We start from the raw sequence: 21906 nt of genomic DNA on the forward strand, positions 1-21906 counted from the left end.
TTACTTCAAGTAATTAAATTATTTTTTAATTACAGAGAATTTTCTTGCTCCTAGAACCACAATGAAGAGCAAGAGTTTCATTCTCTTCACAAAGACACAATATGTCAATCTTTTAACCTTCATGATCTACCGCCCTGTTTCTCCAAATGCGCCTCCACATCCTTGCGGCTGAAACCAATTGCGCTGGCGACACGATCGGCATGGCTGACTTTGGAAATACCGGGGATCAGTCGGTGCGTCGGGCCTTGCAGGAATTCGACTTGCAGGTAATGGCCAATGCCGTCTTGCTGCAGCAGTTCGCACAGTTCGTGATTGTGCGTGACCAACAATGTGCTGGCACCGAGTTTATGGAATCCTTTCAGGATATATTCCGAAATCGTCATTTTTTCCTCGAACGTGGTGCCTTCGGATAACTCGTCGAGTACCACCAGGCTGCGTGGCGTGGAATTGAAGAAAATTTCGCGCGTGCGTTGCAGTTCGTGACCGAAACGCCCCATTGCGGCGCTGAGCTGGCCGGGGTCAGGCACTTGATAGTAAAGATGTTCCGCTGGCACCAATTGCCCTTGCACCGCAGGAATATAGCAACCGATCTGCCCAAGCAGTTGAATCTGCACTACGGTTTTGCAGTAAGCCGTTTTGCCGCCGCTGTTCGGTCCGGTAATGATCAGCACCCGCCCCGCCGCGTCGAGTTCGATATCGTTCGGCACGTAATCCGGAATTGTCCGGATTAGTAACGGATTCCGTGCCTGGCTGACGATCAGCCGGTGCTGCTTGTCAGCGACGATAGCCGGCAGTATTTTAGCGCCGGGCAACTTCTGGCCGTAGCGGTTAAGCGACAACAGTTCATCGATCATGCCGAACGCTTCAAATGCTTTCGCCAGTTCCGGGCTTTCGCGGAAATGTTTGCGCAATGGATAAATAATCGTATCGCGGTCGGATACGCCCATCGCCAACAAGATGATCGGAAACACCGGCGCAGTCAGCGCCAAAATGCCGTAGCCGATATACGACGCACTGAACTGCGGCATGAAATTTTCAAAGAAAAACAACACACCGTACGACGCTGCAAAAAACAGGATGGCCGGAAAAATCTTGAACAACGACGGCCGGAAGCGGGCAAACAAATCAAACGGTTTCTTTTCTTTGCTGGTCTTGAATTTACCGCCTGACGAATACACCGGTCCTTTCATCAAGGCATAAGTGCGCGATTCGCTGAAATCCCCAATAGCACCAAGCAGTGCACGTAAATAAGCAGATTGCGGTTGGCGGATTTGCGCGGCGCCTTCGGTCAGTTCGATTGCGAATTGTGTCCCGTCCTGAAATTGCCGGTAACCGTAACCGCCGAATTCCAGCTTATCGCTTCGGCTGGCCGGTTCCTCGGTCGTCAAACCGCCGGTAAATTCACCATACAGCAAGTATTTTAACGATTTCTCCAGTGGCGCCACTTTATTGACATATCTCACCAGCACATCGAGCAACGCCGGATTTTCCGCAATTTCCCGCAAGGCATCTTGCTTTTGCTGCAACACTGCCGCGTCATGCACCGGACGGGCAAGTGCGCGGTACAATGTCAGCCGGCCGACTTCGGTTTGCGTGCGATCAATCGCATGAAACAAGGCTTGCGCTTCGATAGCATCGAAGGTTTTCGGATCGAGTGCTTCGTAATCCGCGTCAGAAGGCCGGATGTCTTCCAGGGCTGCAGGCCGGCCGGAATCGGACAAGATGAATTTTTTTCGCCAAATATCAATCATAGCAATCGTTTGTCAGGGTTTATCGTGATACGTCGGCAAGCCGTGTAAATGAACGTGTAAAATACGCATATTTGCCAGGAAACACAACTCGATGTCCGCTCATTTTTATCCGTCACACCGTTTCTCATCATGCCACTTACTAAGAAACCGCTCCGCGCTATCGGTTTGATCGCGCTTGCCGGCGGACTTGCCGCCGCCGCATGGTATTACACCCGCCCCAAGCCGCTGGAAGTGGATGTCGCCGTCATCACCACCGGCAGCGTCGAGGCGACGGTTGTCAATACCCGCGCGGGCACGATCAAATCCTGTCAGCGCTCCAATTTGGCGCCGATTACCGGCGGCCAGATCGCCAAAATCCGGGTAAAAGAAGGCGACCATGTGCAACAGGGCCAAGTACTGCTGGAGCTTTGGAATCAGGATCTTGTGGCGCAACGTGAGCTGGCGCAGCGGCAATTGGCGATGGCGCAGGAGCGCCGCCGCGAAACCTGCATTCTGGCCGAGAATGCCCGGCGCGAGTCGATCCGTACGCAACAATTGGTTGCGCAAGGCTTCGTCAGTTCGCAACGCGCCGATGACGTCAACGCCAATGCCCGTTCGCGCCAGGCCAGTTGCGAAGCGGCTGCTTCCGATATCCAGCGTGCCGAGGCGCAAATCCGCGTCTCGCAAGCCGGAATCGAGCGCACCATCATCACCGCGCCGTTTTCCGGCGTGATCGGAAAAATTTCCGGCGAGCTGGGCGAATTCACCACACCGTCGCCACCGGGTATCCCGACACCGCCGACGATCGATTTGATCGACGACCGTTGCTTATACGTCACCGCACCGATGGACGAAGTGGACGCGCCGAAAATCAGAGTCGGCCAGGAAGCGCGCATCACGCTCGATGCCATGCCCAATAAAATCTTTCCCGGCACAATCCGCCGCATTGCACCGTATGTGACCGAGATTGAAAAACAAGCACGCACGGTCGATATTGAAGTGGACTTTCAACACATCCCGGCGGATATTCCGCTGTTGGTCGGCTACAGCGCCGACGTGGAAGTCATTCTGGAACGCAGAGACGAGGTGTTACGTATTCCGACACAGGCCATTCGCCAGGAAAACAAAGTCTGGCTGGTGGATGCGCAAAACCGGCTGGTTGAACAGCCTGTGGAAGCCGGTCTCAGCAACTGGAGTTTCACCGAGATCCGCAGCGGTTTGAAAGCGGGCGATCAAGTGTTGATTTCGTTCGACCGGGAAGGCATCGGAACCGGCGTCGCCGTGCAACGTAAACAACCATGATCCGCCTGACCGGTATTAACCGGACTTTCCAGATGGGCGATCAAGCGGTGCATGCTTTAAACCATATCGATTTGAGTATCGCTTCCGGTGAATACGTTTCAGTGATGGGACCTTCCGGTTCCGGAAAGTCAACCTTGCTCAATATCATCGGGTTGCTGGACAGACCCGACAGCGGCCGTTACGAGCTGGATAACCGGTTAATTACCGATTTGTCCGAAAACGAACTGGCGCAAATCCGCCGCGAGAAAATCGGTTTCGTATTTCAATCGTTTCATCTGATTCCGCGCTTAACCGCGGCGGAAAATATTGAACTGCCGCTGATTCTCGGCGGTGTGCCGCCGGAGCAACGGCAAACACGCGTCAACGATGCCTTGCAAGCATTTGAATTGCAACAACGCGCGCGCCACCGTCCCGCCGAGCTTTCCGGCGGCCAGCGGCAACGCGTGGCGATTGCGCGCGCCACCATCATGCAACCCAGCGTCATCCTGGCTGACGAGCCGACCGGCAACCTGGATCATCAAACCGGCGCGGAAGTCATGCTGCTTCTGGAAGCGCTGCATCACCGCGGAACCACGCTGATCGTCGTCACGCATGACCGCGAACTGGGTGCCCGCGCGCATCGTCAGATCGGCATGCGCGACGGCCGGATAATGACGGACCAGAGCGATGACACTCACTGATACGCTGCAAACTTCGTTGAAAACCGTGGTGAACTATCGCGTGCGCTCGTTGCTGATCATTCTGGCGATGGCGCTCGGCGTTGCCGCCGTGGTGGTGTTGACAGCAATCGGGGATGGCGCGCGGAATTATGTGATCAATCAATTTTCTTCGATCGGCACTAACTTGCTGGTGGTATTGCCGGGACGCGCGGAAACTTCCGGTTCGTTCCTCGGCGCGGTACTCGGTCAAACACCGCGTGATCTGACGTTGAAAGACGCGCAATTGATCGGCCGCCTGCCGCAAGTGCGGCGTTACGCGCCGCTCAATGTCGGCGAAGCGGAGCTGTCCGCAGCCAACCGCCTGCGCGAAGTCACGGTACTCGGCAGCAATGCCAATCTGATCCCAATCCGCCATATGAAATTGGCGCAAGGCAGTTTCATGGCAGCCGGCACCGAAAACAGCGCTCAGATTGTTTTAGGCGCTAAAATCGCACGGGAATTCTTTCCCCGCACGCAAGCAATCGGACAGCGCGTACGCCTGGGCGACAGCCGCTTTCTGGTTTCCGGCGTCCTGGCGGCACAAGGGGAAACGATGGGTTTTAATACCGATGAGATTGTCATCATCCCAATCGATTTCGCACAAACCATGTTTAACACCACCTCGCTGTTCCGGATTTTGATCGAAGCCAAAAGTCACAGCGAAATCGAACCCGCTAAACAAGCAATCCTAGCCACCCTGAAGCAAAGTCACGATGGCGAGGAAGATACCACCGTGATTACCCAGGATGCCATCCTGGCAACCTTCGATAAAATCCTGCAAGCATTGACCTTGGCGGTTGCCGGCATTGCCGCGATCAGTCTGATCGTCGCCGGGATTCTGATCATGAACGTGATGCTGGTTGCGGTCAGCCAGCGCACTGCGGAAATCGGCCTATTGAAAGCCATCGGCGCGACTTCCGGCGACATCCGCCGGTTGTTCTTCGCCGAAGCGGTCTGGTTATCGCTGACAGGCGCTGTGTTGGGATTCCTGCTCGGTCAATCCGGCAGTCTGCTGCTGCGGTTAGCATTTCCTCAACTGCCTGCGTGGGCGCCCGCTTGGGCTTCGATTGCAGGCATCTTGGTCGCACTGGCAACCGGCGTTCTAGCCAGCCTTTTCCCCGCCAACCGTGCAGCACGGCTCGATGCGGTGAAAGCGCTAGGGAAAAAATAAACATGATGAGTACTTGCTAGCGCCGACTCATGCAGGAATACATGAATGCCCTGCCTGCTAACGCGCATTTGTCTCTTTGTGACGATTGATAAGAATAATCATCCGTCGCGCAACCGGTCAGCCCCAAAATAATCAACAATAAAATCGCAAAATTTTTTACGAGCATTTCTCATCCCCATCAGATAGATCAATATCGCCTCTTAAAATAGTCAGCGACTGTTTCTCAAAGCGGATACAAGCATCCTAGCTTAGTTAAAACACTGAGGTATATTGGGGAATCACTTGTTTTTCAGTAAGTAAAACCATTAGTGAGCGGGGACGTTCAATACAACATCATTGGAATGTAGCTTGGATTACACGGGAGGGCGACCGTAAAGAAGAAAGAATGGATTCGAAGCGGCGATTCTCCGGCAACTTCCGGGAGCAGTAATTCCATTTTTAAACAAAACAAAAAAATGCTCTTTCCAGATTGTTGCCAGATACTTTTTAGACAGTGTCATTAATGAACATGTGCATGACAATTTGAAATCAAGCACATACCATTCAACCCCTCCATAGCGGGTCGTAATTCATTTAGCATTTTCTGCGCTTGATCTTCCTTGCAGGCAAGGATTATTACCGCATTCTCATCGGAAACCAGGAGATCGTCCGGATTCCGCGCACCTCGTGAACCGAGGCCCCCTGCTTTTTTGATGACGGTATATCCGCGTACTTCGGATCTCTCTAACAATTCTATCAATTGATTGAGGTGTTCAATTCCAACAACGATTTCAAATCTTTTCATTAGTATCATTTACTTATTCCTCTCTCTAAAAACCCAATAACCATCGAATAGAAATATAAGATGCTTTTTTCATAGTTACTCGCATTCCCTCGAATTCCTGCGACTCCTTGTGCGTTCCCGATAATTCTTTTCAGACACAAGAAAACAAAGCCATCTTAGTTGAATTAATAGAGGGGGTATATTAAGGAAACCATGGTTTCTTCCTACAGGAAACTATTAGGCGGCCTTACTTCAGCGGGTAAACCTGCTGAGTGAAAATGTCCGTCATGTGGTGTCGAACCGATACCCTCTAAATTGATTCCATAAATCCTCTGAGGATGACAGCATGGTTAATTTCCACATTTTTAGCCGAATATACCAAGGTCACAATTCTGTGTTTGGTTAATAAGTCTGAAACATTTGTTATAGCAGGATTTTGTGCAAGTTCTTCAACATAGCGGGTACGAAACTCAAGAAATCTTTCCGGATCATGCCCAAACCACTTGCGTAATCCCGGCGAAGGCGCGATTTCTTTGAGCCACAAATCAATAGCTGCCCGTTCTTTAGTCAAACCTCGCGGCCACAATCGATCCACCAGAATTCTGTATCCATCATTTGCTTCAGCCTTCTCATAGGCTCGTTTAATTTTGATAACGCTCACGGTATTTTCTGAATTTAACAGGCAGCTATCGCCGGCTTAATTCGCCTAGTGGCCCTATGTTTTGTCGAAATAGCATCTCATTTTTCCCCTCGCGTTTATAGTTACTCCTGACTGCATTTTTTCAGGCGCCCCCGATGATGTTCCCGCTGTCTGGCATAAGTAGCTTAATCACACACATGAGGGGCGCGAACCATATAATTTTTAACTCGAACTATTGTCCCATTCCGCTTGAGAATGGCTAGGGCTGTTTGTTCCCAGCTCAGTAACCTGAATTATGCCTTGCAGACCCCATACAGCATTATCAGTGGATGGCGCCACAACCGCCGCTAAAGAGAACACGACTGTATAGAGGATGGCAATCGCATAAACCACAAACAACTGAGGTGCTTTTATTAACTCTTTGGTTTCCATAATTTATTCTCCTTATGATGCATTTATTGATCATTGATGCAAGTCGCGATGAATTTCTGACTTGTAAAAATAACCGCACTGACAATACGCTCTATATGGTTGACAATAAAATCATCAATTAATCAACCAAAAACTCATCATTCCAAGTGATTCAGAGCGAATCAATTAAGGTTGTATAAACATTAACCATTATATTACAATAACAAGAATCATTACTTTTTATAATATAATATTAATCTCAACCTTGAGAAACATGATATAGATAGAAAACATCCGAGAGAAGTACCGAGAAATGAAACATTTTGTTTCCTAAAGATATACAATAGCAATATGCAAGATCTTAATCTTTTCATCGTTTTTGCACGCGTCGTGGAAGCGGGCAGTTTTGCGGAAGCGGCGCGGCGTATGGACATTTCACGTGCAGCAGTCAGTAAAGCTGTCGCCAAACTCGAAAAGGACTTGAGTACACGATTACTTCTCCGGAGCACCCGGCATCTCAGCTTGACAGAAACAGGCATCGCACTGTCTGAGCATGCTGCACGCATCCTGGCAGAAGCTGAACATGCCGAACAAGTCGTGAGTAGTCTTCATGCAGAGCCGCTCGGAACGCTAAAAGTGAGTGTGCCGAGTTCCTTCGGAATGCGCCATATCGCCCCCTCGCTCCCTTGCTTTCTAGCTCGTTACCCGAAAATAAAGGTTGATTTGATCATTACCGATCGCCCAGGTGATTTGATAGAAGAAGGATACGATGTACAAATTCGTGTAACAAACGAGCCTGACCCCAATCTGGTTGCTCGCAAGATTGCGCCTGTGCGCCGCATATTGTGCGCAACTCCTCAGTACTTTCAACAATGGGGCATGCCACAAACGCCAGCAGATCTTGAAAAACATAACTGTCTCGATTGCGCGCTGTCAACCGAACAAAGTTACTGGCACTTTACCGGACCAGAGGGAAAGATCAAGATTCCAATATCGGGGACCTTACGCATCAATAATAATGATGCGCTTGCTCAGGCAGCTCTCCATGGACTGGGGATCGCTTTGTTACCCACCTACACCATCGGCATGGAGTTACAAAAAGGACGGCTCCAGGCGGCGCTTCCGGAATACCTATCGGTAGAGCGTCATATTTACGCTTGCTATCTTCCAAGCAGACATTTGCCGAAAAAGATAAGCGCTTTTGTTAATTTCTTGTCGGAACACGTCGGGGAGATGCCGTATTGGGATCAATCTCTAAAATAGCCTGGCTTCAACCAATATCCTGCATTAGGTCAATGATTATGAAACGTAATCAGCTGTTCATTGACCGGCACCTTTATCCATTTCGCAATACCGTTTATCTCATTGAACAATTAAGCCATCTCTCTTGACGGATTACCGGGCAAGATGTGACTTAATAGTTTTCCTTAGTAAAGAACAATAGTTTCCCCAATATTCATCGTTGTATCGTCTCACGTAATATGCCTCCCTATCGTTTTACCTGGAGTCACTATCATGAGCAAGAATCTACGAAAATACCTTGCAGTTCTACCGTTGTTTTCTATGCTGGTTGCCTGTGCACAACTGGGACCGCTCGAAGTGCAGGACACCGAGATGAATAAGCTTGCACAGCACGCAAGAACGCATAGCGATCATGAAAAATTGGCGAGTTACTATGACGACGTGGCCAACGAAATGAGAAAAAAAGTTGTAGAAAAAAGGAAAGCCTTACAGCACTATGAAGACAAAAGTCACTACTATGGAAGAGGCGGGCAAGATTTTCACTCACATACAACAGCCAATTTACGTTATTACGAACAAGCGGCGCAAGAAGCACAAAAACAGGCATATTTTCATCGCAAGATAGCAGCAGAATTGCTGCAACGAGAAAATGCCAAGCCGGTTGCAACACCAGGCCAGTTCAGTGATCGTGCGAATAAAGCAGAGTTGGATTCCGATCCTGACAAGTTATAAGCACCCAAAAACTCTAGGCAAAGAACCGCAGCAGGAATAGCCGATTCGAAGCAGAGCATGTTCAGAACGCCCAGGGCAATAAGAGAACTCTAGGCGTTTAGTTTTCTTAAGTCGCTCAAATCTGATCTTTTATCTCTATGCTGACGAAAAATTCAATTGAACCAAAGATCAGATAGCTGATTTATTCCATGATGTAATTGCTTTCGATTCCAATCGACCCGCCATTTTCATCGTTTTTTTCTCATTTTTAGCCATCAGACAGTGTCTGATACCGACCAGAGTGACATCATTGCATTGTTCATCCCAAGCCAATTCAGACAATTTATAACAACCTCGATTTAGGAAATATGACCCAAAAACCCAAAATTCTAATTTCGTCGCTTGATGTGATAAGACTGGAAAATCTTATAGAATCATTGTCTGATTCAGAATTTCCAGACAAAGGCGATTTGGAAGCTGAACTTGCTCGCGCGGAAGTGGTAGATCCGACGAAAATTCCATCAACGGTAGTAACAATGAATTCGACCGTAAAATTCAAAATCGAATCCACCGGCCGGGATTTCTATCTAACTCTAGTATATCCCAAAGATGTTGATGCTCAAGGCGGCACAATTTCGATACTTGCACCTGTGGGTATTGCACTGCTTGGTCTTTCACAAGGAGATGAAATCGAGTGGCCGAAGCCAGACGGAGGAATGTTGCAAGTGCGCATTGAAGAAATTACATATCAACCAGAACGTTCCGGTGAGTACCTTCGTTAGCTTGAATGACATTCCAGATTTCGTGTAAACGGTAGTTAATATTGCCGGGGTGCTTTCCCTGAATCACATTGGATTTTCCGGAGATTCGTTGCGCTGAACCAACTTCGATAAAATCCTGCAAGCGTTGACTTTGGCAGTCGCCGGCATTGCCGCGATCAGCCTGATCGTCGCCGGGATTCTGATCATGAACGTGATGCTGGTTGCGGTCAGCCAGCGCACTGCGGAAATCGGCCTGCTGAAGGCCATCGGCGCGACTTCCGGCGACATCCGCCGGTTGTTCTTCGCCGAAGCGGTCTGGTTATCGCTGACAGGCGCTGTGTTGGGATTCCTGCTCGGTCAATCCGGCAGTCTGCTGCTGCGGTTAGCATTTCCTCAACTGCCTGCGGGGCGCCCGCTTGGGCTTCGATTGCAGGCATCTTGGTCGCACTGGCAACCGGTCAGCCTCAAAATAATCAACAATAGAATCGCAAAATTTTTTACGAGCATTTCTCATTCCCATCAGATAGATCAACATCGCTTCTTGAAATAGTCAACCACTGTTTCTCAAAGCGGGTACAAGCATCCTAGCTTAGTTAAAACACTGAGGTATATTGGGGAATCACTTGTTTTCCAGTAAGTAAAACCATTAGTGAATGGCGGGGGCGTTCAATACAACATCATAGGATGTGTAGCTTGGATTACACGGGGGGGCAACCGTAAAGAAGAAAGAATGGATTCGAAGCGGTGACTCTTTGGCGGCTTCCGGTAGCAGTATCAATTAAGCACGCAGACAAAATTACTTTTCAGCAGCGTCACCCAGCTCAAGTCTGTCCCATAAACATTTTCCACCGCATTCAAGCGAGATTTGAGCTAAAACCGCTTGGTGTTGGGTCATTTCCTCATGGGTTGCGGTAATGATCTTAAGGTTTTGACCATCAAGACCGGTTATTGAAAATTGATCCAACTCAGCGGGTTCCATCTCAATGAGCAAACTTTCTTGCCCGCGTGTCATCGCAAGATAGACTTCCGCCAGCAATTCAGCGTCTAACAATGCGCCGTGGAGTGTGCGTCTGGAATTATCCACATTATAACGTTCACACAACGCATCCAAGTTGTTCCGTTTACCGGGATGGAGTTCCTTGGCCAGTCTCAATGTATCCGTTATTGATGCGCAATAATCATCCAGTACCCCTAATTTAACCAAGCCTAATTCATAATTAAGAAATCCGACATCGAAGGATGCGTTATGAATAATAAGCTCCGCTTCACTGATAAAATTCAGAAATTCAGTCGATATCTCAATGAACTTGGGTTTGTCGCGAAGAAATCCGGAGGTAAGACCATGCACTTGCAAAGCGCCTTCATCACTCTCACGTTCAGGATTCAGGTAATAATGAAAATGTTTACCCGTAAACTGCCGGTGACAAAGTTCTATTGCTGCAATTTCTATAATGCGATGACCCAGTTTATGTTCCAAACCGGTCGTTTCCGTATCCAATACGACTTGACGCATTTTAAGATCCTTGAGAATTCTTGATATCAGTAGGAATCATCATTTCAACCCCGCGATTTGCTAACTGATCGGCGCGCTCGTTATCAATATGCCCGGAATGGCCACGAACCCAGCACCATTCAATCTCGTGCTGTTGCGACAATTGATCGAGCAGCTTCCAGAGATCTTCATTTTTAACCGGTTTCTTATTCGAGGTGCGCCAACTCCGCGCTTTCCATGCTTCGAGCCATTCGCTGATACCTTTTTGAAGGTATTGCGAGTCGGTATGTAACTGCACCTTGCAACGGTATTTTAGCGCTTCTAACGCCCGTATCGCCGCCAGCAACTCCATGCGGTTATTCGTCGTGTGCTCTTCACCGCCAAATATTTCTCGCTCATGTCCTTGATATTTCAATAATGCGCCCCACCCCCCCACACCGGGATTACCTTTACATGCACCATCAGTAAAAATTTCAACGACCCTGCTTCGTTCTCGATTCATAGTCCGGTCTCTCAGCAACCTAGTCACATTTTCTCGTAGATTGCTCTTCCGCCGGAAATTTTTTTATCTTTTGAGCGACAGGCACCATTTTCCTTTTCCCGTCCAAGCAATTTTTCCAATCCGGTTTAATCACACGCATTCCATGTATATATTTGATCGCGTGTAAAAAATAAACGCCCCCTGAGATCGGCCACCAGCGATCACCTGCGGCTTCCATGAAATGAAAGCGCCGGCGCCATTTTTCTTGCTTGAAAGGCGGAACATAGCATCCGAGCCGGCCACCCGCCATTTCGAAATCCAGTAACTTTAACCAGTCCTTTAATCTCGCCAAAGAAATAAAATGACCATTCCAGGGGAACTCGCGCCGGGTCGATTTTAAATAATGGCAAATACCCCACAAACTCATAGGATTAAATCCTGAAATGACAATATGCCCTCCTGGAATCAGGATGCGATGTACTTCCCGTAAAATTTGATGAGGATTTGGGTTAAATTCGAGCGTATGTGGCAAAATGACCAGATCCATACTATTACTTTGGAGCGGCAAAAATCCAGCGCCGGCACGAATCGAAGTACCGTCTTCTAATCCCACAGTAAAATGGAATGGCACCCGGTTCAGGCGAAGAAAATTAAACTGCGACCAGCCGATTTGGACAGCATTGTAACCAAAAATATTAGCAACCACTTGATCAAAGTAGCAATATTCATGTTCGATCAAATACTGACCAAGAGAAGATTGAAACCATGGTTGATCATTTTGTATATTCATTTTCACTGATCATTTTTCCCGCATGAATAGATTAACGCCAATTTTTCTGGAAACGCTATGCTGACAGTTCATCCGGTAGCTGCATTTAAAGATAATTATATCTGGGTTATTCACGATCGTAACGCAGCGATTGTGATTGATCCAGGAGCAGCGTTACCCGTCATCGAGTATCTTAGATCAAAACAATTACAGTTAATTGCAATTCTCATTACTCATCACCATCATGATCATACCGGCGGCGTTACCGGCCTGCTGCAATTTTCCGGGGTGCCGGTATACGGTCCGCACTCCAAAAACATTTCCGCCATTACTCATTCAGTCTTGGAAAACGATGAAGTCGCTTTTCCTGAATTGTCATTAACATTGACTGTCATTGAAGTCCCCGGACACACGCTCGATCATATCGCCTACTATGCACATCAACCGTTCGATATGCTATTTTGCGGCGATACACTTTTTGCTTGCGGATGCGGGCGGATCTTTGAAGGTACTGCAGAACAAATGTACCGGTCACTGCAGGAGCTTTCCCAATTACCGGATGACACGCTTATTTACTGCGCGCATGAATACACGCTTAGCAATATTAAATTTGCCCGCGTTGTCGATCCTGAAAATGATACGTTAGAGGCTTTTGAAATAACCACGCAGAATCAACGCGATCAAAATATTCCTACAGTACCGACAAAACTTGGCAATGAGAAGTCAATGAATCCGTTTCTGCGATGTGAAAATCGGGAGATCATCGCTAGCGTGCAAAGTCATTGCGGATGTTTACAACCGGATCCGCTCAGCATTTTTACAGCTTTGCGGAATTGGAAAAATAATTTCTAACACAATGCCACTAAACGATTAGGGAAACGCTGAAGAAGTCAGCGAGCTAGATAAAAGCTGCAAAACCTTATGCTGAAAACAAATTTGGCATATTCCGTTGAAACTGAATATGCCAAATTAACTAAAAGAAACAGCTAAAATTAATTACTTGAGACCTTTGCACGGTGTCATGAGCGGTACGAGAATAAGGCAAAAATTTGCGAAAAAGCGGAGTTTACACGGGGTAAATGAGCATTTTTCGCAAATTTTTAACGCAATTATCGTGTCGCGTAGTAACCGTGCAAAGGCCTCTACTTATTATTTACCAGGTTTAGCAGCACGCAACACTGGGTAATATTGAATAAAGACCATATCTTGTGCGGCATTTTCTTTGTGACAAGCCGCACAAGCTTCATCGGCCTGAATCGCACCGTTTTTGGCTTCATAGGATTCAAAACCGAAGAATGCCCAATTGCCGGGTCTATCCGGATAACGCTTCGAATCTTTCACCATGGCGGCAATTCCATTATATTCGCCAGGGAAATAACCATGTCCGCTTGGAGCTTCTTTGGTTCCTACACCCACCAATTCTTTAACGATAACAGTTCCATCACGGAATTGACCCGTTTTCTTCCAATGATTCCAGCTGGTTGGATCGATATAAACATTGTGAAATTCTGGGAATGCGGCTTTTCCTTCATTCATATCATTCGGTGTAACCGGCGCGCCGACAAAGATCCATTCGCGATAATCTTTTGGAGTCAACAACAAATTATCCTTAGTGAATCTCCCAAAATTATGGTCTTTACCGTGCGCATGGTGTGCATCGGAAGCGATCACTGGGCTTGCCAGCGCAATGGATAACAATACTGGTGCAATACCACCTAATAACGTTTTTTTTAACTGTAACATAATAAGCCCTTAAAATAGTTAAAGAATCACAAAGAAAGCAGCAAATTCTTAAACTGCCATCGGCCTTAATAGTATTCAGACAACCTACCTTCGTCAAGAGAAACGTATTAGTAGCAAGCACATCGACTGACTCATTGAATTCTTACTTTTCAAACACCTTATAACGCATTCTAAATTTGCAGAATATTCCTAGTTAGCTGAAAAATAAATATTTTTTAAAGACTGAAGTAAAATAAACACGCTACGCAATTAAACTGCGCGGCAACTTTGATTGGGTTACACAGCGGTCATGACATTGAACTCGCATGGAGCATCGTCGCCATCCGCCAGATCTCGCGCACTCATTCCATTGTTTCTTCAATTTTGGTACAACTTATCTGTTAACCTGTATCAATCAAAACGGTAATTTTTTCGGGCATAAATAAACAATGACTGTAATTCCACCACTGAAGCCGCATCAACTATACCGCTCATGCGATCCGGATCAGTTCACTTTCCAAACAACATCGGAATTAGCGGATCTGACCGAAATCATCGGACAAAAGCGTGCGCTGGAAGCCATACGCTTCGGTTCCGGCATCCGTCAGGAAGGCTATAACCTCTTTGTGCTGGGTCCGCCCGGTATGGGCAAGCACAGCTTAGTGCGCCAATTTCTTGAAAGCAAAGCCAGTACCGAATCAAAGCCGTATGACTGGTGCTATTTGCATAATTTTTCCCAGCCACACAAACCAAAAATGTTAAAACTCCCTTCCGGGAAAGGGGAAGAATTGCGATTGCACATGGAGCAGCTGGTGGATTATTTGCGTACTGCGATCCCCGCCCAGTTCGAGAGTGAAGACTACCGCAATCAACTCAATGCGATTCATCAGGAATTTAATGAGCAACAGGAACGCGAAATCGGTGAACTCGGTGTTGAAGCCCAGAAAAAGGAAATTATCCTGCTACGTACTCCGGAAGGTTTTGCACTTGCTCCTAGCCGTAACCACGAAGTAATTCCGCCAGAACAGTACGACAAACTGCCACAAATTGAAAAAGACCGGATTGAAACCGCAATCGCGGAGCTACAAACCAATCTGGAAAGAATTCTCAGCCATCTGCCAATGCGTCGCCGCGAGCGTAACGAGCGCATCAAGCAACTGAATCGCGACACGATGTTGTCAACCGTTGCGCATATGTTCAACGAATTACGCTCGATCTACAATGATTTACCCGATGTACTCGAGTATTTTGATGCCGTTCAACAAGACATGGTTATCCATGTTGATGATTTCCGCAAACCCGATGAATCCATCAATATTTCCGGAATGACAATCGTCACGCATCAGACGTTCAATAATTATCAGATCAATGTCTTGACCTCTAACGCACAGACTCAGGGTGCGCCGATCGTTTTTGAAGACAACCCCACTTACAGCAATTTGATTGGCCGCGTCGAATACCTTTCCCAGTTTGGTGCATTGGTTACCAATTTTACATTGATCAAAGCAGGTGCATTGCACCGGGCGAACGGCGGCTATCTGCTCCTGGATGCGCGCAAGATTCTGATGCAGCCGTTTGCTTGGGAAGGATTGAAACGCGCGCTGCAAGCGCGAAAAATCCACATTGAATCACTCGGGCAAGTTTACAGCCTTATCAACACAGTTTCGCTTGAGCCCGAGCCAATTCCACTCGATGTCAAAGTCATATTATTCGGCGATCGCATTTATTACTATCTCTTGCAGGAATATGATCCGGAATTTAGTGAGCTATTTAAGGTAGCCGCTGATTTCGAAGAAACCATCGAATGGAATGCCGGCAATCATCTCCTTTATGCACAACTGATCGCCACACTAATCCGCAAAGAAGGATTATTGCCCTTTGATTGTCATGCTGTAGCGCGTGTAATCGAGTATAGCGGGCGCTTGGCGGGTGATTCGGAAAAACTATCTATGCATATGCGCAATATCGCTGACCTGCTCGTGGAAGCCGATTTCTGGGCGCGCGAAGCGCATCACAATATTGTCCTTGCAAGCGACATTCAACAAGCGATCGATGCCCGGGTCCGCCGTCAAGACCGTGTCAGGGATCGTCTTTATGAAGCAATCCAGCGCAATATTCTGATGATCGACACGCAAGGGTCTGTGATAGGGCAAGTTAACGGACTCTCGGTGATCGAGTTGGGCGGATTCGCTTTTGCACAACCGACCCGGATTACGGCTACAACCCGCTTCGGCAAGGGCGACATGATTAATATCGAACGCGAAGTCAAACTTTCCGGCGCCATCCACTCCAAAGGCGTATTAATACTCTCTGCATTCCTTGCAGCACGTTATGCAAAGAATCAACCCTTGGCTTTGTCCGCCAGTCTGGTATTTGAGCAATCTTATGGCATGATCGAAGGTGACAGCGCTTCACTTGCAGAGTTATGCGCACTGCTTTCTCATCTCGCAGATGCGCCCATTGACCAATCATTGGCTATCACAGGCTCAGTCAATCAATTCGGCCAGGTCCAAGCAATTGGCGCGGTCAACGAAAAAATAGAAGGGTTCTTTGATATCTGCGCGGCGCGCAAACTAACCGGAAATCAAGGCGTGCTAATCCCAGCCAGCAATGTTCAGCACCTGATGCTGCGTAAAAATGTCGTCGACGCGGTTGCTGCCGGTGCGTTTCACATTTATACCGTGGAAAACGTCGATCAAGCCATCATGCTGCTCACCGGAAAACAACCAGGTGAAATGGATCAAGACGGTAAATATCCCGAAGACAGCATCAATTTCGAAATTTCCAAACGATTGACGGAATTAGCAAGGCTTAATCAATCATTTGCACAGACGAGTGGAAAATCGCTTTAAGGAAGTTCTAAAAAACTGCTACGCTCGGTCACGCTATCCAGCGGGTTTTCCGTCAATAAGCGGCAAATCTTTCGGGCGCATACCGGACCATATCCTGTTCCAACAGCTTCAGCTTCTCTCGCATGGAATCACCGATAAATAATTGAGGCTCGGAAGGGGTCAAATTTTCAGACAGCTCGCGCTGCCGTATTTTCTCGATAGCTTCACTGAAATTTTCAATAAATTGATAAGGCCTGTCATCCAAGCTTCTAAATAAGGCTTCGCCAAAATACGTATACTCGTTCTCATGAGTACACCCAAAAGATGCTTTATCAGCCGCCGCCGCAGTGAGAATCAAGCTATGATCATCCCTCAACGCATCAATAAACCCGCCGGAGTAACACGCTGAAATCAGAATAATGCGCCAGCGGATACCGGCGTCATCCAGATAAGCTTTGATATCTTCAGGGCGCACATCGTTGAGTTCGAGCGGCCACATATTGACTGAAAGCTCGTGATCACTCGATCCATGACTGGTAAGGTACAAAAACACCACGTCTTCCTCACGGTTCATCTTACCGCCCACATGACTCAAAGCGATTCTTAAATTGGAAGCGGACGCGAGCGGGGTGGTATCGATGGTTTTCAGGTTATTGATTAATACCACCGACCGTCCCGATGCCCCCAGGTTTTTATTCATGGCGCGCTGCACATGGCCAACTTCTCTCATGAAGACATCCTGCGCGGCATCGGAACCAAATCCTACAAAAAACAAATCCGTCACGCCTTCCTTGCCGGGTTCGACAGCACTGAGCGCGTTATTCAGAAGCCTATACTGGCTGTAATAAACATCTTCCTGATTAATGTAGCTCAAATCGGCATTGCTATACGCATCCATGACATTTGAATAGTCAAAATCCTCGTACCAGAAACTGAATGGCATATTGACTAAAGGATACGTTGCGCTCATCCAAAAAACCGCTAACAAAAGCGCCCGGATTTTGTGGAAATCCAGCAGTTGCAATGCAAGAAAAAAACAAACGAGAAAACTCCAAACGGCATAGATCGTGTAACCGGTCTCCAGATAATCGTCCGGCAACTGCGGCAACGCAACAAAAGATATCAAATAAAGGAATGGTAAGACGCTGTAAGCCAACACTAAAAACAGCAATAAATGATCCCGGTTATGCGTGACCTTTGTCACCACAAAGCCGACCATCAGCACAATCAGTAATTCAACTCCAAGATAACTTAAGCCAAATAAATCGAAGGTCGGCTCGGATGTCAGCGAATAAGAAATGGCCAGCGCGGTTAAACTGTAAAAAACCACGAGCAAGGCCAATTGATTATGCGTCGCAATCGCTTGCGCGATCGCATTCCGGCGAAAGCCAAGCAATCGGATGCCGCAAAAAAGATTTTGAATGAGACTCTGAGATTCTCTCACTAACGTGGATTGTTTTGATTCTTTGGCGATACCTGCATATAAGTCCATTTCAAACTCCGGTTCCCGATCTGCGAATATAGCTTGCTGTTAACGGCAAAAGAACCGATTGTTAAAGTCAATAAAGACAGGGATATGGTCGGTTTTTTTATTGAATAACTTCGCCGGTAAAAATCTAAGCCAAAAATTAGACCATCATACAAATCCAAAGTTAATCCGGAATAAAAAATAAAGCGGGCTTGCTCCGGACGGCATCATCGGGTCAATGGCCAACCGATTAAGAGCACCGTAATTGTGACAATGCCGGCAACGATATTCATGGGTATTCCAACCTTCAGAAAATCCGTGAAGCGGTACTCACCGGGGCCATACACCATCATGTTGGTTTGATAACCCAGCGGCGTGGCAAAACTGGCGGAAGCCGCCATCATGATGGCCAATACAAAGGGAATATGGTTCAAATCGGCTTCAGCGGTAATCTCCAGCACGATCGGCAGCATCAGCAGCGCCGCCGCATTATTGGTGATCACTTCGGTTAACAGCGACACCGCAAGATACGTGAGAATTAACAACAACCAAGGCGTTCCGCCGCTGATATCGACGATATTGCCCGCCAGGTATTTGGCGACACCGGTTTTTTCCAGCGCCATGCCAAGCGCGAACGACGCCGCGATCGTCAGGATAACCGTCAGATCCAGGCTCTTTTCCGCCTGGCCGGGTGAGCAGCAGCCGGTAATGATCATTAAACATGCGCCGATCAGCGCGGCATTGAGCATGGTAATCACCTCGAAGCTCGCCAGCGTGACGATCCCGAGCAAAATAGCCCAAGCGATGACGGCCCGGTCATGCCGCGGCGCTTCGGTATTGAGATCGTTAATCAGTAAAAAATCCTTGTTGTAACGCTGCCGCGTAACGAATGCCGGCCGGGCTTCCAACAATAACGTATCGCCCGGCTGCAAAATGATGCTGCCGAGATTGCCTTTAATGCGCTCGCCATTTCGCGCGACAGCCAGCACCGCCGCGCCGTAGCGGGCGCGGAAACGGGCCTCGCGGATGGCGTACCCGATCGCCGAGCAATGCGGGGATACCACCGCTTCGACCAATCGTCTTTCCGGATGCCGCTGCGCGAAAGCATGCAGTTGCCCGTCATCGCTCGACGGAATAATGCCATTAATGCGCAACAAATCGGAAATCGCATCGGTATCCCCCGCAAACACCAACCGGTCGCCGCCTTGCAGCACTTCCTCTGAAGAAACCACCGCCAGCGCGGTGCCGTTCCTCTCGATCTCTACCAGATATACCCGTTGCAAATGCCGGAGCCCGGCTTGCTCGACCGTTTTACCGACCAGCGGACCGTTCGGATCGATGGAAACCTCCAGCGTAAATTCGCGCAAATTCGAAAAGACTTCGCCTTGCTTGCGGTCGGGCAGCAATTTCGGAAAAAACAACCACATGAACAGAAACCCGGCGATCGCCACCGGCAAGCCGACCGCGGTAATTGAAAACAAGGAAAAACCGGCCTCACCGGTCAACGTTTGATACTGGCCGTTCACGATCAGGTTGGTGCTGGTGCCGATCAGCGTCACGGTACCACCGAGAATCGCCGTGTAACTCAGCGGAATCATCAGTTTGGATGGCGGAATCCCGATTTTGCGCGACCAACTGTAAATCGCCGGAATCATGGTCGCGACAACCGGGGTGTTATTCAGGAAACTACTCAAAAACGCTACCGGCCAGAACATCCGGTTCAACGCCGCGCGCGAGGTTTTAGGACGGCCCAGCAGCTTGTTGACCAGCAAATCGATGGCGCCGGAAGCGTGCATGCCCGCAGCAACCACGAACATCCCCGCCACCGTAATCAAACCCGAATTGCTGAAACCGCTCAGCACATCGCCGCTTTGCAAAATGCCGGTTACGCTGAGGATCGTCAACGCCCCGATCATGATCAAATGCGGACCGATCTTGGTAAAAATCAATGACGCCAGTACCGTGCCGCACAAACCCAGGGTAAACCAGCCTTGCCATTCCATAGTCTTACATTCCGCGCAAAGGAACGGAATATACAACAAACGTCATATAACCAGAAATAATAATTGATTATAATGATATACAAACGAATTATAGAATAGAGACACCGATCATGCGAAAAACACTCGCCGCCCTGTTATTAAGCCTAGCGATGACGCCCGTGCTGGCGCATCAACACATCCGCCCCGGACTATGGGAAGTCACCACCCGCTCCGACCTGCTGGCGCTGGTGCCGCACATTCCAGCGGAACACATGCAGCAACTCAGCGACCTCGCGCAGCGCTATGGATTGAAACTGCCTAAAATCGAGAACGGCGCCGCCACCTCGCATGTCTGCATCACCGAAGCGATGGCCAGCGAGGATGTTCCGTCCTATTTTTACGAACACCGCTCCGGCTGCACCGTGCAAAACGCCACCCGCACCGGCAACCGCTATCAACTCGAATTGACGTGCAGCAATGCACATTTTCAGGGCAACGGCACCGCCGAAGGCACCTTCATCAGCCCGGAAAGCTTCACCGGCCGCACCGAATTCGACAGCACCGTCAGCGGCGCGCCGGTGCACGCAACAGCGCAAACCCGCGCCCGCTGGATCGGCGAACGCTGCACTGCAGTCAATCCGCTGCCGTGAGTATTGACTCAGCACGAGTGAAGTTGCCGGTATTTGAAATCACGCTCAATTTAGCGGCTCGTAAAATGACAAATACTGAAAAAGAATCGCCCTTGCCATATAAACCAATAAATATTACTGATGTGGTCCAATAGACCCGGACACTCCAATTATGACTATTCTCTCTTAACTGGAGTGTCCGGGTCTATTGGACCACATCATTGCCCTTTATGAGCTTGGCTTTTCGGACCGCGTCATTTCTCAGAACCTCGCCGCATCCTTGAACCTGGCTGCGACTCAAAAGAAGGATCTCGTGAAGACACTGAAACAAGACCGGGACGGAGCCAATACGGTGATGGAAAAATACCCAAGGTATTTCCAGGAGCGAATGAACGAAATTATGGGCTAACAAGGCACTCCACCGGGCATCAATTCGGCGATGCTTCATCGCTGCCGATAAGCTAACTACGATATAAATATAAACTTGTTGTAATGGCAGATAGCGTTTCACGGATTCCCCTTAAACTTAACCACCACTGACGTGCTCGAATCCGACGCTTTCAGCAGCACCGAATAATCCGCATCGACGGTCAGCAACATGCCGTGGTTGATCATGACACTGGCGGGTTGCGGCGGCTGGCACTTGCGTTCGCTTTGCAAATCTTCGGAAACATTGCAGACGGCGTCGTAGACTTGCCGCACCATCGCGATTTCGCTATCGGGAATCGTTGCATCGCGCGATAATGGGCTTTTGTTGCGGCCGCCTGTCAGGCTGCGCGAATAACTCAATTCGCGAGCGCTCGCGGTATCGTCGATCTCGACGCGGTAAACTGTGCTACGCCCGTTCGGCGCGGCTTCGCTTTTGGTATACAGCGACGGATTGACCTGGGTATAGTCTTGCGCTTGCAAGATTCCGGCAATTTTATCCGCCGGAGTATCGAGCGAAATGCCGGCGATTTCGACCGCCGCCAGCGGATGCCCCGGTGAACCGGCGGCGGCCGTCATCGGCAGCGCGATCAGCCAAACCGCGATAACACACCAGCGTTTGATCCATCCCTGCCACGTTGCACTCCGGTCATTTTGCAGCAATCCGTTCATGGTCG

General features: G+C 48.6%; 21 protein-coding genes and 1 pseudogene. 11 read left to right on the forward strand and 11 right to left on the reverse strand.

Annotated elements, in window-relative coordinates; translation table 11 throughout:
• Positions 1–119: 119 nt before the first annotated feature.
• Complete coding sequence (locus tag RBH92_RS10690; RefSeq protein ID WP_307932042.1) at positions 120–1751, reverse strand: MutS-related protein; 1632 nt, start codon at positions 1749–1751, stop codon at positions 120–122.
• A gap of 129 nt (positions 1752–1880) precedes the next feature.
• On the opposite strand from RBH92_RS10690, the gene RBH92_RS10695 reads away from it, so the two are divergent.
• From RBH92_RS10695 to RBH92_RS10705, 3 genes are read left to right on the forward strand one after another with little or no spacing between them, the layout of a single operon-like run.
• Entirely contained in the window at positions 1881–3032 is a 1152-nt protein-coding gene (locus RBH92_RS10695) for an efflux RND transporter periplasmic adaptor subunit (RefSeq protein WP_307932043.1), read from the forward strand.
• Entirely contained in the window at positions 3029–3712 is a 684-nt protein-coding gene (locus RBH92_RS10700; protein WP_307932044.1) for an ABC transporter ATP-binding protein, read from the forward strand. The genes RBH92_RS10695 and RBH92_RS10700 overlap by 4 nt, the downstream gene beginning before the upstream one ends.
• The gene (locus tag RBH92_RS10705) at positions 3699–4901 is read left to right on the forward strand and encodes an ABC transporter permease (RefSeq protein ID WP_307932045.1); all 1203 of its coding nucleotides are present in this window, start codon (positions 3699–3701) and stop codon (positions 4899–4901) included. The genes RBH92_RS10700 and RBH92_RS10705 overlap by 14 nt, the downstream gene beginning before the upstream one ends.
• Before the next feature lie 499 nt (positions 4902–5400).
• On the opposite strand, the gene RBH92_RS10710 is transcribed toward RBH92_RS10705, so the two are convergent.
• From RBH92_RS10710 to RBH92_RS10720, 3 genes are all read right to left on the reverse strand, one after another.
• Positions 5401–5685 (reverse strand): P-II family nitrogen regulator, encoded by a 285-nt coding sequence (locus RBH92_RS10710; protein ID WP_307932046.1) that lies wholly within the window; start codon positions 5683–5685, stop codon positions 5401–5403.
• A 289-nt stretch (positions 5686–5974) separates the two neighbouring features.
• Positions 5975–6325 carry a DUF488 domain-containing protein gene (locus RBH92_RS10715; RefSeq protein WP_307932047.1) on the reverse strand — a complete coding sequence of 117 codons (351 nt, stop codon included), beginning with the start codon at positions 6323–6325 and terminating at the stop codon, positions 5975–5977.
• A gap of 201 nt (positions 6326–6526) precedes the next feature.
• Positions 6527–6736, reverse strand: a complete 210-nt coding sequence (locus RBH92_RS10720; RefSeq protein ID WP_307932048.1) for a hypothetical protein — start codon at positions 6734–6736, stop codon at positions 6527–6529.
• A gap of 330 nt (positions 6737–7066) precedes the next feature.
• Between RBH92_RS10720 and RBH92_RS10725 the strand changes: the two genes are divergently transcribed.
• The 4 genes and pseudogenes from RBH92_RS10725 to RBH92_RS10740 form a co-directional block, all read left to right on the forward strand.
• On the forward strand, positions 7067–7978 hold the full coding sequence (locus tag RBH92_RS10725) for a LysR family transcriptional regulator (RefSeq protein ID WP_292925422.1): 912 nt from the start codon (positions 7067–7069) through the stop codon (positions 7976–7978).
• A 252-nt stretch (positions 7979–8230) separates the two neighbouring features.
• Complete coding sequence (locus RBH92_RS10730) at positions 8231–8689, forward strand: hypothetical protein (RefSeq protein WP_307932049.1); 459 nt, start codon at positions 8231–8233, stop codon at positions 8687–8689.
• Positions 8690–9036: 347 nt separating this feature from the next.
• Entirely contained in the window at positions 9037–9450 is a 414-nt protein-coding gene (gene rnk / locus RBH92_RS10735) for a nucleoside diphosphate kinase regulator (RefSeq protein WP_307932050.1), read from the forward strand.
• Between the two features lie 103 nt (positions 9451–9553).
• A pseudogene (locus tag RBH92_RS10740) lies at positions 9554–9888 on the forward strand (ABC transporter permease); the annotation flags it as partial.
• 337 nt (positions 9889–10225) lie between these two features.
• On the opposite strand, the gene dnaQ reads toward RBH92_RS10740, so the two are convergent.
• From dnaQ to RBH92_RS10755, 3 genes are read right to left on the reverse strand one after another with little or no spacing between them, the layout of a single operon-like run.
• Positions 10226–10942, reverse strand: coding sequence for a DNA polymerase III subunit epsilon (gene dnaQ, locus RBH92_RS10745; protein ID WP_307932052.1), 717 nt, complete (start codon positions 10940–10942; stop codon positions 10226–10228).
• Position 10943: 1 nt separating this feature from the next.
• Positions 10944–11423, reverse strand: a complete 480-nt coding sequence (gene rnhA / locus RBH92_RS10750) for a ribonuclease HI (RefSeq protein ID WP_307932053.1) — start codon at positions 11421–11423, stop codon at positions 10944–10946.
• A gap of 19 nt (positions 11424–11442) precedes the next feature.
• Complete coding sequence (locus RBH92_RS10755; protein WP_292925416.1) at positions 11443–12192, reverse strand: class I SAM-dependent methyltransferase; 750 nt, start codon at positions 12190–12192, stop codon at positions 11443–11445.
• A 57-nt stretch (positions 12193–12249) separates the two neighbouring features.
• Between RBH92_RS10755 and gloB the strand changes: the two genes are divergently transcribed.
• Complete coding sequence (gloB, locus tag RBH92_RS10760) at positions 12250–13023, forward strand: hydroxyacylglutathione hydrolase (RefSeq protein ID WP_307932054.1); 774 nt, start codon at positions 12250–12252, stop codon at positions 13021–13023.
• Between the two features lie 297 nt (positions 13024–13320).
• Here gloB and RBH92_RS10765 read toward each other — a convergent pair whose 3' ends face one another.
• Positions 13321–13914 carry a cytochrome P460 family protein gene (locus RBH92_RS10765; RefSeq protein ID WP_292925414.1) on the reverse strand — a complete coding sequence of 198 codons (594 nt, stop codon included), beginning with the start codon at positions 13912–13914 and terminating at the stop codon, positions 13321–13323.
• Positions 13915–14342: 428 nt separating this feature from the next.
• Between RBH92_RS10765 and RBH92_RS10770 the strand changes: the two genes are divergently transcribed.
• On the forward strand, positions 14343–16745 hold the full coding sequence (locus RBH92_RS10770; RefSeq protein ID WP_307932055.1) for a Lon protease family protein: 2403 nt from the start codon (positions 14343–14345) through the stop codon (positions 16743–16745).
• A 52-nt stretch (positions 16746–16797) separates the two neighbouring features.
• On the opposite strand, the gene RBH92_RS10775 is transcribed toward RBH92_RS10770, so the two are convergent.
• Both RBH92_RS10775 and RBH92_RS10780 read right to left on the reverse strand, forming a co-directional pair.
• Positions 16798–18216 (reverse strand): C13 family peptidase, encoded by a 1419-nt coding sequence (locus RBH92_RS10775; protein ID WP_307932056.1) that lies wholly within the window; start codon positions 18214–18216, stop codon positions 16798–16800.
• 203 nt (positions 18217–18419) lie between these two features.
• Entirely contained in the window at positions 18420–20195 is a 1776-nt protein-coding gene (locus RBH92_RS10780; protein WP_307932057.1) for an SLC13 family permease, read from the reverse strand.
• Positions 20196–20305: 110 nt separating this feature from the next.
• On the opposite strand from RBH92_RS10780, the gene RBH92_RS10785 reads away from it, so the two are divergent.
• Positions 20306–20824: a DUF3617 domain-containing protein gene (locus RBH92_RS10785; RefSeq protein ID WP_307932058.1), complete on the forward strand. Its 519-nt coding sequence runs from the start codon at positions 20306–20308 to the stop codon at positions 20822–20824.
• Between the two features lie 187 nt (positions 20825–21011).
• Complete coding sequence (locus RBH92_RS10790) at positions 21012–21212, forward strand: hypothetical protein (protein WP_307932059.1); 201 nt, start codon at positions 21012–21014, stop codon at positions 21210–21212.
• A gap of 98 nt (positions 21213–21310) precedes the next feature.
• On the opposite strand, the gene RBH92_RS10795 is transcribed toward RBH92_RS10790, so the two are convergent.
• Positions 21311–21901: a hypothetical protein gene (locus RBH92_RS10795; RefSeq protein ID WP_307932060.1), complete on the reverse strand. Its 591-nt coding sequence runs from the start codon at positions 21899–21901 to the stop codon at positions 21311–21313.
• Between the last annotated feature and the right edge of the window lie 5 nt (positions 21902–21906).

It is taken from the genome of Nitrosomonas sp. sh817 (genome assembly GCF_030908545.1).
In the GTDB taxonomy this organism is placed as follows: domain Bacteria; phylum Pseudomonadota; class Gammaproteobacteria; order Burkholderiales; family Nitrosomonadaceae; genus Nitrosomonas.